Genomic DNA, 15,461 nt, shown 5'->3' on the forward strand with positions numbered 1-15,461 from the left:
CGGGGAGGGAAGAGCATGGATAAAAAAATACTGGTAGCGGACGATGAGTCTAGTATTCGGAATGCATTGGCCTATGCGTTAAAAAGGGAAGGCTTTTTGGTGGAAACCGCCGTTGATGGGGAGGACGCATTGGAAAAAGTGCGTTTGTTCCATCCGGATGTGCTGGTATTGGATGTGATGATGCCCAAATTGGGCGGATACGAGGTGTGTCGCCGTTTGGAAAGTCGGAAGGGCATCGGTATTTTATTACTGACTGCCAAAAACGACATCGTGGACAAAGTATTGGGGCTGGAGCTGGGTGCGGACGATTTTATGAGCAAGCCGTTTGACCTGAGAGAACTGCTTGCACGCATCAAGGCGCTGGTACGGAGGCTGGAGCGAGAGGGAGCGCCTGCACCAGAAGGAGCGGAAACGGTGCTTGGCCCGTTACGGGTACGTCCGTCCAGCCGAACGGCTGAAATCGGGGTAACGGCGCTGGATCTTACTCCCAAGGAATTTGATGTTTTGGCGCTGTTGGTGTCTCATGCCGGAAGAGTGTACACCCGGGACGAGCTGCTGGAGCAGGTGTGGGGCTTCGATTATGCGGGCGGAACACGGACGGTGGATATCCATATCCAGCGTCTGCGCAAGAAGCTTGAACCACATCAGGCGATATTGCAGACCGTGTATGGTATCGGCTATAAGGCAGAGAAGATGACGTGAACGAGCCTGCATCCAATCAACGAGGAAGCTTGCCCTCCACTGACCAGCAGAAGCGCAAACGCAAGCGTACAGGCTTGAGTCTGCGTTGGAAATTTCCACTGGTGCTGGCAGCTTTGCTGCTGTTTACGGTCGGTGTGCTGAGCTGGCTGGTCCTTACCGGGATTCGCACCAGCCAGACAAATCAAATGGAGCGTGGGCTAAAGCGTCAGGCTGAAATTGTGGAAATGCGCGTAAAGCAGTCCTATCTGCTGGGAGTAAGCAAATCGCCTGAAGCGTTTATGAAGAAGCAGGCCCCCCAACTCGCAGTCGAGCTGGGCGTATCCAGCAATATGCGCGTTATTTTATATGATCGTAAGGGACATGAGGCTGGCAATTCGCTGCCGCTGGCTTTTAGAACGGATGTCAGTCAGGCGCTTTCTTATGCGCTCCAAGGCAAGATTGCTTACATTACGGAAGGCAGCACCATTATCTATTTGGCCCCGCTCCAAGGCCCGGAAGGCTTGTTGGGAGTGGCGCAGCTTCATAGCTCAATCGAAGCACAGCAGCAGCTCTATCAGGCCATTGCCCGCTTGTTTGTATGGACGGGCGGTGCGGTGCTGGTTTTGAGCTTTATTTTGGGCTTGGGCTATGTCATTCGCCAAACGAGGGACATCGGGCGATTGACTCGCGCTTCCGAGCAGATATCGGAAGGGCATTATCTTGAAACGAGATTACTTCGACGGCAGGACGAGCTGGGAAGATTGGATGAAGGAATGCTCCAGATGAGTCATGTGATCCGGGAGAGCATTACCGCGCTGGAGAACGAAAAGCTCCGGCTGGAAGAAGCAGTTCAGCGTTTGAGGGAGTTGGAGCAGCAGCAAAAATCTTTTATCGGCAATATTAGCCATGAGCTGAAAACCCCGTTAACCTCTATCCAGGCTTACGCTGATTTGTTGGATATGTATGGGGACGACCCTGAACTGGTGCGTGTAGCCAGAGAAAGTATCCATAAAGAAACGAAACGCTTGTACGAGCTTGTAGAGGACTCGCTGCAACTATCTGTGCTGGATAAATATGATTTTGAATTGCATACGGAGGAAGTGGAGTTGCACTCGCTGCTCAAAGATGCTGGGAGCCGAATCCGGGGAAAAGCGGCGAAGCGTGGACTTCGTTTTTCGATAGATACTGTTCCGGCCAAGGTATGGGGCGATCCCAAGCATCTGATGCATATTGTACTGAATTTGCTGGATAATGCGGTGAAGTACAATCGGGACGGAGGCTGGATGACGTTATCGAGTCGGGTGGAACGGGATACCGTGGTCGTGTATGTACGCAATTCCGGTCCGTTGATTCCCAGGGAAAAATGGGAGATGATTTTCGAGCCGTTTGCTACCTTGAGCCGTGATCGTTCCCGTCAGGATAGCGGTACGGGGCTTGGACTTCCTCTGGCGCGCAGACTGGCGGAGCGCATGGGTGGAGAGCTGCATCTTACGGCCTCGGGCGATGGTGCGATAGAGGATGCCAACGAAAATGGGCAAGGGAATGAATTTTCGCTTAAGCTGCCTTTGTTGGTTTCCGATAGCTCGCTGTAAACGGACTAATTGTTAGCTATAAAGATAGAAATGCATTTTGTTTACAACTTGGAAACAATCCGATGTATTCATGAGACGATAAGGTATTAAGCTGGGGATATCGTGAACAAGGAGGTCGTATGACGACATGATAAAGAAAAACAGAATGAACCACGTTCAAAAGAACGGCGTCCCTTGTGGCGATCATCCCCGAGCATGGCTTTTCCGACACAGAATCACGGGACTGCTCACGACGAGCGCAATAGCTCTTGTATTGCTCAGTGCTTGCGGAATGAACGACGCAGGGGAAGCCAAACCATCGTCTGGTACGAAGCCGGAACAACAGCTAACGGTGATTGACACCGATGCAGCCCGGCAACAGGTAACGGACGAACTGGTGGTATCGTCCATCGACAAACTGGGAGATGTCTACGCGAGGTCTTGGTTAAGCGACGAAGAACTGATTGTGGAGAGACAGACCCGGCTGTTGATTCATAATGTAAAGACAGGCAAGGAACGGGCTTTGCTACCGGATCGCAAGGCTCCGCAATTGCTGGTTGTGGTATCACCGGATCAGCGCCATGTCTTTTTTACCGAGGGCAGCACCAGCAGTAAATATGTTATCCGGGGCTATATACTTGAATTAAGCAGCGGTAAGGTTACACCGGTAGGTAAGCTGGATATGTCTAACGAAGTAAGCTGGGGGGATAAAGAACATCTGATTACAGGTGCACCGGACGGCAAAATATATCTGATCGGTCTGGACGGCAAGGCCAAAAAAATGAATTTTCAAGACCCGAACCGCTCTGAGCTGATCGCTCATGTCGAAAAAGTAGGGAACGCCATATTTTATACAGGCCATGATAAGCAAGGGTATCCGGTGCTGAATCGGTTCACCATCGACCACCCTCAAGCTGTAACCATTGCGAATGACGCTATGTCCTTTGCCGTGTCTCCCGACGGTAAATGGATTGCAATTGAAAAGCGAAAATGGAACACATCCGAACCTGCCCGCATGGTCATTTTGAATGGACAGGGTCAAGAGAAGGGGACTGTCGGTCAAGGGACTTTAATGAGCCGTGGAAGCTGGTCCAGCGACGGGTCCAAACTGGCTTTTTCCATTTACGATGAGGATCAGCAGGGGATGAGAGGGTTGTATGTGTTTGATCAGTCTACGGGGAAAACAACTCCGGTCACGACCAACATCCAATCCTATGACAGTCCTACAGTATGGAGCCCGTCAGCTCGGTTCTTATCCATGTACCAGAATATTTCAGAAGGTGGAAAACAGCTGAATCAAAGCTACATCGTTCAATTTAAGGAAAAGTAATAAAAAAAGGTGCACATCCGCTGTCCCGGACTGCACCTTATCTTTAAATCATACCAAACTGGCTACACAAACTTGCGATGATGCTTTTTGCCATCGTATGAAAATAGGGCAAGCTTGCCCTCAACCATCGTTTCCAGATGAACGGCACGGCCCCACAGTTGATACACATATGGGAGTGTGCGCTCCATATATTTTAAATCCAGCTCAATGCCCTCATACTGGTGCTTCAGCTTCAGCTCGCCTGTATGCTGATAATCGCCGTCCTCGACGACGATATAAGGGGAACCCCCATTCACACGCGAAAATACTAGCTGATCCCGTATGTTTTCCCAGGACTTATCGGTGATTTTCCAATCTGGTCCGCGTTTCTCAAACACATATAGATCCAAATCCTCCGTCAGTTTTTTGGTCATGTAATTGCGTATAAAAGAGGTGTCTGAGTCAAACTCCCGTACCTCGAACATTTTAGCGCGTCCTTCGCCCGGTTTGCACCCTTGTCGCTCCTGTTCTTCACGGGTTGGGTTATCCCATCGCTTTTCAATATCCTCAAATATTTTAAGCCCCAAATAGTACGGATTCAGGCTTTGCTTGGAGGGCTGTACGACAGAAGCATTCAGCATCGCAAATTCAACGGTTTCATCCCCGGTCAAATCCAGTTCCCTGACAATTCGTTGATGCCAATAGGAGGCCCAGCCTTCATTCATGATTTTTGTCTCCATTTGCGGCCAAAAATATAGCATTTCGTCCCGCAGCATCGTCATAATATCCCGCTGCCAGTCCTCCAGCACCTCTGAAAATTCCTGAATAAACCAGACGATATCCTTCTCCGGTTCTGGTGGGAACTGTCGAATCTGGATGCCTTCGCTTTCCGTCGAATCCGGCTGTGGCTTCACCGTATCCAGTGACCACAGATCATCATAAGGCCCAGGGGGACGCTGGTGCTTTCCAGGTTCTTTCTGCTCGCGGATTTTGAGCTCCATGTAGCGTTGTTTATCCAGATGCCTTGGTTTGATGAGCTGTGGATCAACATGCTCTTGTATCGCCAGTACAGAGTCAATGAAGGATTCCACGGCCTTTGAGCCGTATTCCATTTCATAGCTGCTGATTCGATCTGCGGTGGCGGACATACTCTCCACCATATTGCGGTTGGAAGCTGAGAAGCGGGCGTTATGCTTGAAAAAATCACAGTGTGCCAGCACATGGGCGACAATCAATTTATTTTGCACCAAAGAATTTCCTTCCAGCAGGAAGGCATAGCAGGGATTGGAGTTGATGACCAGCTCATAGATTTTGCTCAATCCAAAATCGTACTGCATCTTCATCTTGTGAAATGTTTTTCCAAAACTCCAGTGGCTGAAGCGTGTGGGCATCCCATAGGCCCCGAACGTGTATACAATATCCGCCGGACAAATCTCATACCGCATCGGATAGTAGTCGAGCCCGAATCCATCTGCAATCTCCATTATTTCTGATATCGCATATTCCAGCTCCTTCTGGTTGGTGCTCATCCCACCGTTCCCCCTTCCCGTTTGCGAAAAAAGGTACGTAAGGCTTGGTATACCTCACCTTTTTCCTTAATGACATAGTACATAAACTGATCCTTTTTAATGTTCTTGTAGGCTGACATCAGCGTGCTGCTGCGGTTATATTGATTCACTTCTCCATAACCAAACATATTGCTCCGCTTTATAAGTTCCTCGATTAGCTTTACACACCGTTCGTTGTCCGAGGTCAGGTTATCACCATCCGAGAAATGGAAGGGATAAATATTATAACTGGAAGGAGGATACCGCTTGTCAATAATCTCCAGCGCCTTCAAATAGGCAGAAGAGCAGATCGTGCCGCCACTTTCTCCGCGGGTAAAAAATTCTTCCTCCGTAACCTCCTTAGCCTCGGTATGATGCGCGAGAAAGACTATTTCCACCTTTTCATACTGACGACGCAAAAAGCGGGTCATCCAGAAAAAGAAGCTGCGGGCGCAATACTTTTCAAAAGATCCCATCGAGCCTGATGTATCCATCATGGCTATAATCACTGCATTGGATTGGGGAATTGTTTTCTCTTCCCATGTTTTATAGCGGAGATCGTCCGGACTGATATGATGTATGCCTGGATTGCCCTCGCGAGCATTGCGACGCAAATTTTCGAGAATGGTTCGCTTCTTGTCAATGTTCGCCTGCATACCTTTTTTACGTATATCATTGAACACGATAGATTTAACCTCGATTTGATCCTTATCTTTTTGCTGCAAATGCGGCAATTCCATTTCCTCAAACAGCATATCTTCCAGTTCTTCTATACTAACTTCCGTTTCCACAATATCGTGTCCTGGCTGATCGCCAGCTTTCTCGCCTTTGCCTGGCTTCTGGGATGCAGGATCACGTCCGATGACATCTCCCACCTGACTGTCGCCATCCCCTTGGCCCACATGCTTCTGCTTTTGATAATTATAAATGAAACGATATTCGTCCAGACTGCGAATCGGCACTTTAATAATCTGCTGACCGTCCGACATAATAATATTTTCTTCCGTAATCAGATCAGGCAGATTTTGCTTAATCACATCTTTGACCTTCTGCTGATGACGTTGCTGGTCCTGGTACCCTTTGCGATGCAGCGACCAATCTTCGCGGGATACGACGAATGAATATGGCTGACGTGGTTCCGGCATTGTTAGGCACCCCCCAAGTGGATACACGGCACAGTTTGGCCTTGTTGGTTATTAAGTATATTCACGGGGATGTACGATATGTGATGGAACTCGATTTTAAATCGTGAATGTCATGGAATAAGTAAAGCACAGAATTTACGACAAAATTCTGCCAAAAAATCGATATGTTGATTTTTTTAAACAAATAGTACAATACAGTCATAAAGATACTTGTTTTGTTAAATATGAGAGGAAAGGATATCTTATAAGGATTATTGTAAGGATATGATTTAATGAAGGGGTTGAGATATTGGAACACATACTGGATTGTCACGGTGTTATAAAAAAATATGGGAAGAAAAAGGCTCTGGATTCGTTGACGCTTTCCATTAAGCCCGGCACTATTTTAGGACTTCTTGGTCCAAATGGCGCTGGGAAAACAACACTAATGAAATTAATTGTCTCTCTGCTTAGAAATTATAAAGGTGATATACGTATTAATGGTTCCAAACCTAGTTTTGAAACGAAGAAGATCGTTTCTTACCTTCCTGACAGGGAATTTCTTTATCAATGGATGAACGTTGAGCAATCCATTGCGTTTTTTGATCATTCATTCGTTGATTTTGAACGTGATAAAGCCTACCACATGGTAAAGTCATTGGGCTTGAATGTGAATGACAAAATTAAATCTTTATCCAAAGGAATGCAAGAAAGGTTAAGTATTTCCTTGGCTTTTGCAAGAAAAGCGAAGCTGTATGTCCTTGATGAACCCTTGGCCGCTGTAGATCCTTCAACACGGGATAAGATTATACAAATTATAATTGAAAATTTTGATCCAACCAGCGCGATTATTATCAGTACTCATCTCATTAATGATGTTGAAAAATTATTTACTGATGTAGCGTTTGTGAATGATGGGAAAGTTCTGTTACAGGGGAATGTACAAGAAATAAAAAGTGAATATAAACAATCTATAGAAGAAATATTTAAATCCATGGTCAAATTATAAGGGAGGATTAATCTTGCAAATTTCATCTTACAACGAGTACTTGCTATTGGATAAACTGATGGAGAAAAATATTTAATTTACAACAGCTTATCAAGTGGTTTTGGAGAAATACATAAAGAGTTATATAATGCTTTTGTCCAAAAAGACCTTAATTATCTTGCCAATTGTATTGAAAAGATCAGTTATTGCAAGGTAAGTTCATATATAATGAGCCCATAAATGAATTGGATCAAATGGAGAATAGATTCAATGAAACAAGATACCAGAATCAAACGTTGAACCTTACGATTTTACCCACCTTCAGCTGTAATTTTAGATGTCCATATTGTTTTGAAAATTTGACTTCTAAATCAGGTAAGAGTTCCTTTTCTCAAAAAATACAAAATGAAATTTTGACTTTTATAGAAGAGTCTATTAAAAAGCTAAATATTAAACGCATTGTTGTGAACTGGACAGGTGGAGAGCCATTACTTGAATTTAAAAAAATCACTATTCTTATGGAACGGATTAACTTGATTGCCGATGAAAATAAAATAAATGTTGCTCACTTCATGGTAAGCAATGGTTACTTGCTCACTGTCGAACGAGCTAAGATATTAAGTGAGTTAGGTGTTAAGAGAATTCAAATCACAATAGATGGTTCAAAAGCAAGTCACGATCAAAGGAGAATACTGGCTAATCAAGAGGGGACTTTTGATAAAATAATGAGAAATATCGAAGATTCATGTGATTTTATTCACATTACGCTTCGAACAAATGTAGATTTGAATAATATTCAATCTATGGATGAGTATATGGAGTATATGGGAGGACAAATATTTTAAAAAAAGGTGAGTATTTATTTTTCTGCAACTACTGAATATAGCGCGGGTGGGTGTGTCAGCAATAGTTCTTGTTATGCAAATAAAGATTTTTCAAAAGTGATATTGAAACTATACGAGAAGGCATTAGAAAAAAACTTGAATATTTCTTATTATCCTCAATATGAGCCTGTGGCTTGTGCTGCAATTGCAGCTAATTCTATTGTTATTCAGCCTGACGGCGACATTCAGAAGTGCTGGAATACCGTTGGAAATAATGAGTATTTAGAAGGTCATATTAGTGGGAGTTTTAGTATGGATCAGCTTAATTCTAATAGATGGCTTGATTATTCGCCTTATAAATTTGAGAAATGTAGAAGCTGCAATGTTCTACCATTATGTGGTGGCGGGTGTGCTCAACAGGCATTTGAAAGTGAAGAGAAGCAGCCTGTATGCAGGGAATTTAAATATAATTTAGAAGAGATGCTTGAGTTTAACTTTAATCACCAGTCTAATTTATGAATTAAAATGATTTGATAGAACACTATAATAAAAGGAGGCGAGCTACTATGCGGTGGATCGTACAACCCCAACAGGTTAAAAATTCAGTAACTCCTGCGTATTGTCTTGTAGATAATTGGCGTTCTTGTGTTTGGTTTGGCTAAAGTTCTTATGTGTTTACCGCCTGTTTCTTTATTGGACAGGCGGCTAAATTATTTGAAAAGGGGATCATTATGTTACTTTCTCATATATTCAAAGTGGAAGTCAAAAGGCATTTCACAGTGTTTGCGATATTAACGATCTTAAGTGGTATATCTAGCCTTCATTTTTTATTAAATCATAATCAGGAACTTGCCTTTACTTATTTGCTAATCAATATGGTTATTGGAATATTGTTGCCCATCTATATCTTTATGGATTACTATAATGAGTTTTTTATAGGTAAAATGACACTTAATCATATGTTACCGATTAAAACATCCCATCTTTTCTTGATTAAATCAATCGTTTTTTTAATAGGAATTATGATGGTATGGGGCGCGACTCTTATTGAAATTTTCTTCAACCCTCAGGGCTTATATCATGCGCGTGTTATGCATTCAACTAATCTTTTGGAATGTATTTTGTATTTATTTGCTTCCAAGTTTTTTGGTATGTTAAGTGGATTAGCATTGATGGGATTTGCTATTTCTTTAGCAAAATGGATGAGTAAAAAGGTCGCTACAGGTCATGTATTAATGGCGGGGACTATTATTGCTGTCATCGGGATTCAATTTACTCTTATTAGAAAAGGGGCATGGCATTACGCTCTTGGTACCTCCTCATTGGAATCGTTTAAACAGTATGCTAATATGCTCTCGGTCAGTATCTTTTCCAATCAACCAACTTTTCCTGATATCAGTGAAACCATTAATTGGAATTCAGTTGTAATGAATCTCATAGTTTTCATAATTACAGGCAGTTTAGCCGCATTGATGTTGAATTCTAAAAAATATGAAGTGTACGGTAAATAGTTATGATTTTTTATTTGTAGTAGGCAACCTGATAGATATAAAAAAACTATCCTAATCATAGAAAATCAATCTGCTTGGCACATTATACACTGAATTTATTGAAAAAAGCACACAAATAGATTGGAGCCATCTAAGGTATAATTCATGTGGAACATGCTAAAAAATGGAGGCAGGGGAATGACTTCGTATTTATTTAAACATAAGTATAAGTTATGTGCCGCTATTTTTATGATCAGTCTCGCTAGTCTGCTCGATATCTATTTGGCCTTTATATTTAAAAGTTTAATAGACAGCGTGATATCACAGGCTGAAAAACAATTTATTTCCGTTGCTCTGATTGCTCTAGGTTTTATTATTATAAATTCTTTTATAAAGCTGTTGTCTAATTTATTACAAGCTTCTTATCTTCGCAAAACCATGTTGTTTTTAAAAGAAAGCGTTTTTCAACATATTTTATACAAGAGTCATACTCAATTCACTTCCAGTCACAGTGCAAAATACATTTCAATCATGAATAATGACATTAAAATGATTGAAGATGATTTTTTTGAAAAATATGTTTTCTTTAATTAACACAGCAGTTTCGTTTTAGCAGCACTTTTTGCGATGTTTGTTTTGAGTCCTAGTATTGTTATTATGTTACTCGTCATGGCATTAATCTCTTTTTTTATCCCACGTATGTTTGAAAAAAGAATTAGGTCTGATAAAAAAAATATCGCGAATGCTCTAGAGAAGTTTACGATTAAAATGAATGATATTTTTTCTGGGTTTGCAGTTATCAAAAGTTATGGAGTAGAACACCACGTAGAGCAACAATTTCAGCAGAGTAATAAGGCTGTTGAAGATAATAAATACTTATTTTTTAAATTAAATGCTTTTGTCAGCTCGTTGAGTGATATATTTGGAGGGATTATGTTTATTTCTGTATTTTTAATTGGCAGTTTTTATCTATCCAAGGAGCTATTACATTAGGTAATATGATTGCTTGTGTACAGTTAACTAATAAAATTGTTAATCCAGTATATATGAGCATTCAATATATTACTCAAATCAGATCATTGCGTGATATTTCGATCAAAGTGTTAAAGATTATGGATGTTGAACACGTAAGTATCGAATACATAAATAAAACATCAATTGGTCATTCTGTTTGTCTAACTGATGTATCCTTTGGTTATGCTGAGAACCATCTGAACTTACGTAATATTAGCATTAAACTAAATAAAGGAGAAAAGTATGCTCTTGTGGGACCCAGTGGATCTGGAAAATCAACTTTGCTGAAGCTCCTAATGAAACAATATGATAATTATAAAGGAACTATTAATGTAGATGATTTGGATTTAAAGTTCATTTCTGCTGAGAATTGGTGTCAGTAAGAATCGGTTGTGCATCAGGATGTATTTTTATTTGATGGTAGTATAAGAGAAAATATTACAATGTATCAATCATTTCCAGATGAAGTGCTTTCCAATGTGATACGTGCAGCTGGACTTGATGAGCTAATCGACAAGTTACCTTATGGTTTGGATACACAGGTTGGGGAAAAAGGAGGGATGCTATCAGGTGGGGAAAAACAAAGAATTTCGATTGCCAGGACCTTAATTAGGCAAACTCCGTTATTACTTCTCGATGAAGCAACTTCATCTTTGGATAGTGAAACGGCGAATGCCATTGAAGAGGCAATACTAAGTCTGGAAGCTACTACATGCTTGATAGTGACACATCGTTTGTCTAAAGCTACATTACAGCACTATGACAAGATATTTGTTATGGCCGATGGAAAAGTAGTAGAAAAAGGTTCTTTTAATCATTTGATAGAGAATGAAGGTTATTTTTATTATTTATATAAAATTGTAAATGATACTTCGACAAACCAGGCACATCTTATATACACTTGATTTGGTTGTATTTAGTTTTTCACGGTCTTTAACATCTAACCTCCCCACAATAGTCGAACTACAGCCATACTCACAATACCGACAACGACGGTAGCCAGCAGATTTTTGCTCCACAAGGCGGTCACCAGCGTAGGAAGGACAGCTATGAGCACTTGCCCGTTAAGAATAACCGAGTTTTCGGTTCGGACGAGCAGATTTTCCATCACGAGTGCTGTGAAAATACAAATGGGGATATAGGAAAGCCATTGTAGCACTGGCCTGGGCAGCGCCAGCTTTTGCAGCACGACGAAGGGAATGATTCTTGGGATCGCCGTGACGATCATGCCGCCGATAATAATATACAGGACACTTGGATGAATGTTCATTTGTCGGTTAACACTCCAATCGTTGCAGTGATCATCGTAGCTACAATGACCGCGATATGTGATGGCACCCACCAAGACAAAAGGTACATCAGAACAGCCATACACACCACGAGCAGCAGACGGTGCTTGAGCTTGGAGGTCTGTACACTTTGGAGCTGGGAAATAAGCAGGGCAAGAAACATTGCTGGCAGGGCAAAATCCAGACCAAAGGCCTCCGGCCTGGAAATCCAGTTCCCGAGTATCCCTCCCGCCACGCAGGAAGCGATCCAGACAAGATATGCCGTTATATTAAGCCCGTTCATCCAGCGATCGCTTACCTGCCCGCCTTTAGCCAATTTGTCCGACGCTACCCCAAAGGATTCGTCTGTCAAAAGAACGCCGATGCCTATGTTTTTCCACAGTGAATATTTAGTAAAGTAAGGAGCCAGCGACGCACTTAATAGCAGGTGGCGGGCATTCACAATGAAGGTCGTTAAAATAATGACGGATGGAGGACTACCTGTAGCCAGCATGGAACACATAATAAACTGAGACGCTCCTGCGTATACAAGTGCTGACATCAAAGCAATTTCCATCGTGCTAACCCCGGATGAGGCCCCCACAATGCCTGCTGCGAACCCAATGCATACATACCCGAGCAGTGTAGGAATACAATCTTTAATCCCTTGTAAAAAGCTGAGTGAATCGGGCTCCGTTCTGCTCAACTCCGATGCTATGGACATTTCAACCTTACCCCCAGTGTATAAATTTATAACAGTATACAACGGAAGCTCAAAACTAATCAATATATTATACGTATGTATGTTATAGTGAATATCTCCTGTGGCGAACAAGCCGTCTTTTGTGTATTCTTCTTATATAGACTTTTCGATACGAGGAGGCACAGTCTGTGGATTCAATGCAGTATATTATCGGCTCTAATTTAGCTCAAATCAGGAAGACTAGAGGACTTAGTCTGGATAAGGTGGCTGAATTGACAGGGGTCAGTAAAGGCATGCTGGCTCAGATTGAGAAGGGGAAGTCCAATCCTACAGTGACAACACTTTGGAAAATTGCGAACGGCCTACATGTATCCTTTTCCTCCTTTCTCAAAGAGGACCCGCCGCAAATCACGAAAATTAGTAGAAGTGACCTGTATCCGGTTATTGATGAGGACGGTAACTATTTTGTTTACCCTGTATTCCCGTATCATTCGGAAAAAAAGTTCGAGGTGTTCACGGTAAGTCTGAAGCCGGGCTTTACACACCAGGCAGAGAAGCATCTGGGAGAAGAATCGATTCTCATGATCCGCGGGGAAATGTGCTTTGAAATGCAGGGGCAGCAGCTTAGGCTGAGCGCAGGGGATGCTATACAATTTCAAGTGTCTGACATACATACCTACCGCAATGATTCGGATGAGGATGCAGATTTTTATGTATTGATTTATTATGCGGATTAGTGGGATGATGAGCATAGCCGCAAACAGGCTTCCACATATAAAAAGATAGCCACAAGGAAAAGTGAGGAAAGAGAACCCATGGAAAGCAAGTACATTCGAGAAACCTACTGCTTCAAGACGTCCCGTGTATTTCCCAACGATGTTAACAATCACAACACACTTTTCGGGGGCAAGCTGATGTCGTATATCGACGATATCGCATCGATCGCCGCTGCCAAGCTGTGTCGAGTAAACACGGTTACGGCTTCGACGGACTCGGTGGATTTTTTACTGCCTATCCATCCGAGCGATTCTGTCACGCTGGAGGCATTTGTTACCTGGACAGGCCGCAGCTCGATGGAGGTGTTCGTAAAGGTGATTCGCGAAGGGCTAATGACCGGTGATCGTAAAATTGCCGCTACGGCCTTTCTGACCTTTGTGGCACTGGACGAGCATAACCGTAAAGTAACCGTGCCACAGGTGATTCCGGAAACAGAAGAGCAAATGCAATTGCACCAGACGGCTCCATCGCGCGCAGCCATACGGCGCCAGCGCAGGGAAGAAAGCAAGCAGCTTGCGAGTTTCCTGACGACAGATTACCCGTGGGAAGTGTAACATACCAGAGATCACCAATTTCATCATTCTTCATCATTTTGATGTAAAAAGGAGCCGTTTTTCCGTTGCAATCAGCTATGATCTGCTCGGAATACGGCTCCTTTTGAATGAACTGCTGAAATAACGGGGCTATTCTGTTTTAACTACACGAAAATGCTGATTCGTCCCGCCATTATCGCCCCATTGAATGGCTTTAGCTCCATCGGCAGTGGCGCCCTCGGAAATGTCAATCAATTTGCCGGTCGCCCGATTTTTTAGCTTGTAATACCCCCCGGTTACGGATACCAGCTGCCACTGCTGGCTTGCTGCTCCGGAATCTGCACGCTGCTCCAGGTCGGCACCGTCCGTCGTCGCATTGCCAATGATGCCCAGCGGTTTGTTGCTCTTGCGGCTTACCAGTTGGTAATAGGCATCCGGGTCAATGACCATTGGCGTGGTTACACCCTCTATGATACCACTGGCGGTGTCGATATTAATGCTGTCGAACCAGTCCATGGCTAATGAAGTCGCAGTTGGAAAACGCAGCGGCAGCCACACATATTGAGAATCCTGCACAGGACCACTCCACGCCCCCGCCCAACGGTCACCCAAATACAGATACGAAGTCGTCTGCGTACCTTCAACAGGAATGACGTAGGCCGACTGTGAACCATAGGTTGTACTGTCCCCGAAGTTCATCGTATTGCTCCAGGTTCCTTCAATGCTGGATGCCGTAGCATACTTGGCCTGATTGGGATTCCAGCCGGTTGCCCCGGATGTAATCAGGAAGTAGACATCTCCTTTTTTGAACATCGCCGGAGCTTCACGATATTGTCCCGGCCACAGTGTGGTCACCAGTGATTCAACTTGCAGAAAATCCGGTGCCAGACGATAAATATTCAAATCGGCATTCACACGGGTCGCCGAGATCAGGTAAGCCGTTCCGTTGTCATTGTATACCGTCATATCGCGGGAATCGTGATCCAGAGGACGGAAGCTGCCTTGATACGTATAATCGCCATCCACAGTATCGGAGGTGGCAACTGCAACTCGGGCCTCGTTGTAATTCACCCCGTTTTCCTTGTGCATCCACAATACATATTTGCGTGTTTTTTCATTGTAAATCACCTTTGGACGTTCGATATTCGACACATTCAGCTCTGCTGCCGAGCTGCTGATTAACACGTTTTTGCGAAACTCCCAGTTTTTTAAATCTGAGGAACGGTAGGCGGATACCGCCTTGAACGTGCCGCCCAGATTGCGATTTTCACCAAACCAATAATAGTAACCGTCCACTTTAATCATACCGCCCCCATGGGCATGAACCACGTTTCCAGCAGTGTCTTTAAATTGAATGCCATTCAAAACATTCGCTGAAGCCGCAGAAGCTATCTTAGGTGAAAACATCTGGAATATGCTCAACGTCAGTAAAATAGAAAGCATTATACACAGCAAGCGGGCAAAATCATATTTCATTGTTTCGTCCTCCTCTATGCGTATTTTCTAAAGCGCTTTCATAACTTAGTTCTATACATAGCTTTAATAGGATTACTTATCCCAATTGTATCCATATTGAATTGAAAGTGCTAGAGTAGTATATTGACCATGTACACGGCACACGCCATCCATAGC

Annotated in this window: 15 protein-coding genes and 2 pseudogenes; 12 read left to right on the plus strand and 5 right to left on the minus strand. The window is 43.3% G+C overall.

What is annotated here, in order from left to right; genetic code table 11:
- Nucleotides 1-15 precede the first annotated feature (15 nt).
- The 3 genes from L693_RS0102545 to L693_RS0102555 all read left to right on the plus strand — a co-directional run bounded on the left by L693_RS0102545 (nucleotide 16) and on the right by L693_RS0102555 (nucleotide 3,582).
- Nucleotides 16-702, plus strand: a complete 687-nt coding sequence (locus L693_RS0102545; RefSeq protein WP_025715921.1) for a response regulator transcription factor — start codon at nucleotides 16-18, stop codon at nucleotides 700-702.
- Nucleotides 699-2,273 carry a sensor histidine kinase gene (locus L693_RS0102550; RefSeq protein WP_025715922.1) on the plus strand — a complete coding sequence of 525 codons (1,575 nt, stop codon included), beginning with the start codon at nucleotides 699-701 and terminating at the stop codon, nucleotides 2,271-2,273. The genes L693_RS0102545 and L693_RS0102550 overlap by 4 nt, the downstream gene beginning before the upstream one ends.
- Before the next feature lie 127 nt (nucleotides 2,274-2,400).
- Nucleotides 2,401-3,582, plus strand: coding sequence for a PD40 domain-containing protein (locus L693_RS0102555; protein ID WP_025715923.1), 1,182 nt, complete (start codon nucleotides 2,401-2,403; stop codon nucleotides 3,580-3,582).
- Nucleotides 3,583-3,644: 62 nt separating this feature from the next.
- Here L693_RS0102555 and L693_RS0102560 read toward each other — a convergent pair whose 3' ends face one another.
- Entirely contained in the window at nucleotides 3,645-5,090 is a 1,446-nt protein-coding gene (locus tag L693_RS0102560) for a SpoVR family protein (RefSeq protein ID WP_025715924.1), read from the minus strand.
- Nucleotides 5,087-6,253, minus strand: coding sequence for a sporulation protein YhbH (gene yhbH / locus L693_RS0102565; RefSeq protein ID WP_025715925.1), 1,167 nt, complete (start codon nucleotides 6,251-6,253; stop codon nucleotides 5,087-5,089). The genes L693_RS0102560 and yhbH overlap by 4 nt, the downstream gene beginning before the upstream one ends.
- A gap of 289 nt (nucleotides 6,254-6,542) precedes the next feature.
- On the opposite strand from yhbH, the gene L693_RS0102570 reads away from it, so the two are divergent.
- The 7 genes and pseudogenes from L693_RS0102570 (at nucleotide 6,543) to L693_RS30965 (ending at nucleotide 11,453) form a co-directional block, all read left to right on the plus strand.
- Nucleotides 6,543-7,241, plus strand: a complete 699-nt coding sequence (locus L693_RS0102570) for an ABC transporter ATP-binding protein (protein WP_025715926.1) — start codon at nucleotides 6,543-6,545, stop codon at nucleotides 7,239-7,241.
- Nucleotides 7,242-7,474: 233 nt separating this feature from the next.
- A complete protein-coding gene (locus L693_RS0102575) occupies nucleotides 7,475-8,065 on the plus strand; it encodes a radical SAM protein (protein ID WP_231503507.1) in 591 nt (196 codons plus the stop codon).
- A 135-nt stretch (nucleotides 8,066-8,200) separates the two neighbouring features.
- Nucleotides 8,201-8,563 (plus strand): SPASM domain-containing protein, encoded by a 363-nt coding sequence (locus L693_RS0102580; RefSeq protein ID WP_197029824.1) that lies wholly within the window; start codon nucleotides 8,201-8,203, stop codon nucleotides 8,561-8,563.
- Nucleotides 8,564-8,715: 152 nt separating this feature from the next.
- Nucleotides 8,716-9,555 carry a hypothetical protein gene (locus L693_RS0102585; protein ID WP_155983749.1) on the plus strand — a complete coding sequence of 280 codons (840 nt, stop codon included), beginning with the start codon at nucleotides 8,716-8,718 and terminating at the stop codon, nucleotides 9,553-9,555.
- A gap of 177 nt (nucleotides 9,556-9,732) precedes the next feature.
- Nucleotides 9,733-10,128, plus strand: coding sequence for an ABC transporter ATP-binding protein (locus tag L693_RS0102590; RefSeq protein WP_025715930.1), 396 nt, complete (start codon nucleotides 9,733-9,735; stop codon nucleotides 10,126-10,128).
- Between the two features lie 21 nt (nucleotides 10,129-10,149).
- Nucleotides 10,150-10,527 (plus strand): annotated as a pseudogene (locus L693_RS0102595) (ABC transporter transmembrane domain-containing protein); the annotation flags it as partial.
- A gap of 119 nt (nucleotides 10,528-10,646) precedes the next feature.
- A pseudogene (locus L693_RS30965) lies at nucleotides 10,647-11,453 on the plus strand (ABC transporter ATP-binding protein).
- A gap of 35 nt (nucleotides 11,454-11,488) precedes the next feature.
- Here the strand turns inward: L693_RS30965 and L693_RS0102610 are convergent.
- Together L693_RS0102610 and L693_RS0102615 are read right to left on the minus strand one after the other, a co-directional pair.
- A complete protein-coding gene (locus tag L693_RS0102610) occupies nucleotides 11,489-11,818 on the minus strand; it encodes an AzlD domain-containing protein (protein ID WP_025715934.1) in 330 nt (109 codons plus the stop codon).
- Nucleotides 11,815-12,540, minus strand: a complete 726-nt coding sequence (locus L693_RS0102615; protein ID WP_025715935.1) for an AzlC family ABC transporter permease — start codon at nucleotides 12,538-12,540, stop codon at nucleotides 11,815-11,817. Before L693_RS0102615 ends, L693_RS0102610 begins: the two co-directional genes overlap by 4 nt.
- Nucleotides 12,541-12,707: 167 nt before the next feature.
- Here L693_RS0102615 and L693_RS0102620 point away from each other — a divergent pair, with 167 nt between their 5' ends.
- Both L693_RS0102620 and L693_RS0102625 read left to right on the plus strand, forming a co-directional pair.
- Nucleotides 12,708-13,256: a helix-turn-helix domain-containing protein gene (locus L693_RS0102620; protein WP_025715936.1), complete on the plus strand. Its 549-nt coding sequence runs from the start codon at nucleotides 12,708-12,710 to the stop codon at nucleotides 13,254-13,256.
- Between the two features lie 78 nt (nucleotides 13,257-13,334).
- Nucleotides 13,335-13,850 carry an acyl-CoA thioesterase gene (locus tag L693_RS0102625; RefSeq protein WP_025715937.1) on the plus strand — a complete coding sequence of 172 codons (516 nt, stop codon included), beginning with the start codon at nucleotides 13,335-13,337 and terminating at the stop codon, nucleotides 13,848-13,850.
- 129 nt (nucleotides 13,851-13,979) lie between these two features.
- On the opposite strand, the gene L693_RS0102630 is transcribed toward L693_RS0102625, so the two are convergent.
- Entirely contained in the window at nucleotides 13,980-15,305 is a 1,326-nt protein-coding gene (locus L693_RS0102630; RefSeq protein WP_025715938.1) for an RICIN domain-containing protein, read from the minus strand.
- Nucleotides 15,306-15,461 lie beyond the last annotated feature (156 nt).

The sequence above is a fragment of the Paenibacillus sp. 1-18 genome (genome assembly GCF_000520755.1).
GTDB lineage: Bacteria > Bacillota > Bacilli > Paenibacillales > Paenibacillaceae > Paenibacillus > Paenibacillus brasilensis.

Excerpts from the sequence above, each read along its gene's own strand:
- L693_RS0102545 (WP_025715921.1), top strand. The coding sequence starts at position 16 with ATGGATAAAAAAATACTGGTAGCGGACGATGAGTCTAGTATTCGGAAT.
- L693_RS0102555 (WP_025715923.1), top strand. The coding sequence starts at position 2,401 with ATGATAAAGAAAAACAGAATGAACCACGTTCAAAAGAACGGCGTCCCT.
- L693_RS0102560 (WP_025715924.1), bottom strand. The coding sequence starts at position 5,090 with ATGAGCACCAACCAGAAGGAGCTGGAATATGCGATATCAGAAATAATG.
- yhbH (WP_025715925.1), bottom strand. The coding sequence starts at position 6,253 with ATGCCGGAACCACGTCAGCCATATTCATTCGTCGTATCCCGCGAAGAT.
- L693_RS0102575 (WP_231503507.1), top strand. The coding sequence starts at position 7,475 with ATGGAGAATAGATTCAATGAAACAAGATACCAGAATCAAACGTTGAAC.
- L693_RS0102590 (WP_025715930.1), top strand. The coding sequence starts at position 9,733 with ATGACTTCGTATTTATTTAAACATAAGTATAAGTTATGTGCCGCTATT.
- L693_RS0102610 (WP_025715934.1), bottom strand. The coding sequence starts at position 11,818 with ATGAACATTCATCCAAGTGTCCTGTATATTATTATCGGCGGCATGATC.
- L693_RS0102615 (WP_025715935.1), bottom strand. The coding sequence starts at position 12,540 with ATGTCCATAGCATCGGAGTTGAGCAGAACGGAGCCCGATTCACTCAGC.
- L693_RS0102625 (WP_025715937.1), top strand. The coding sequence starts at position 13,335 with ATGGAAAGCAAGTACATTCGAGAAACCTACTGCTTCAAGACGTCCCGT.
- L693_RS0102630 (WP_025715938.1), bottom strand. The coding sequence starts at position 15,305 with ATGAAATATGATTTTGCCCGCTTGCTGTGTATAATGCTTTCTATTTTA.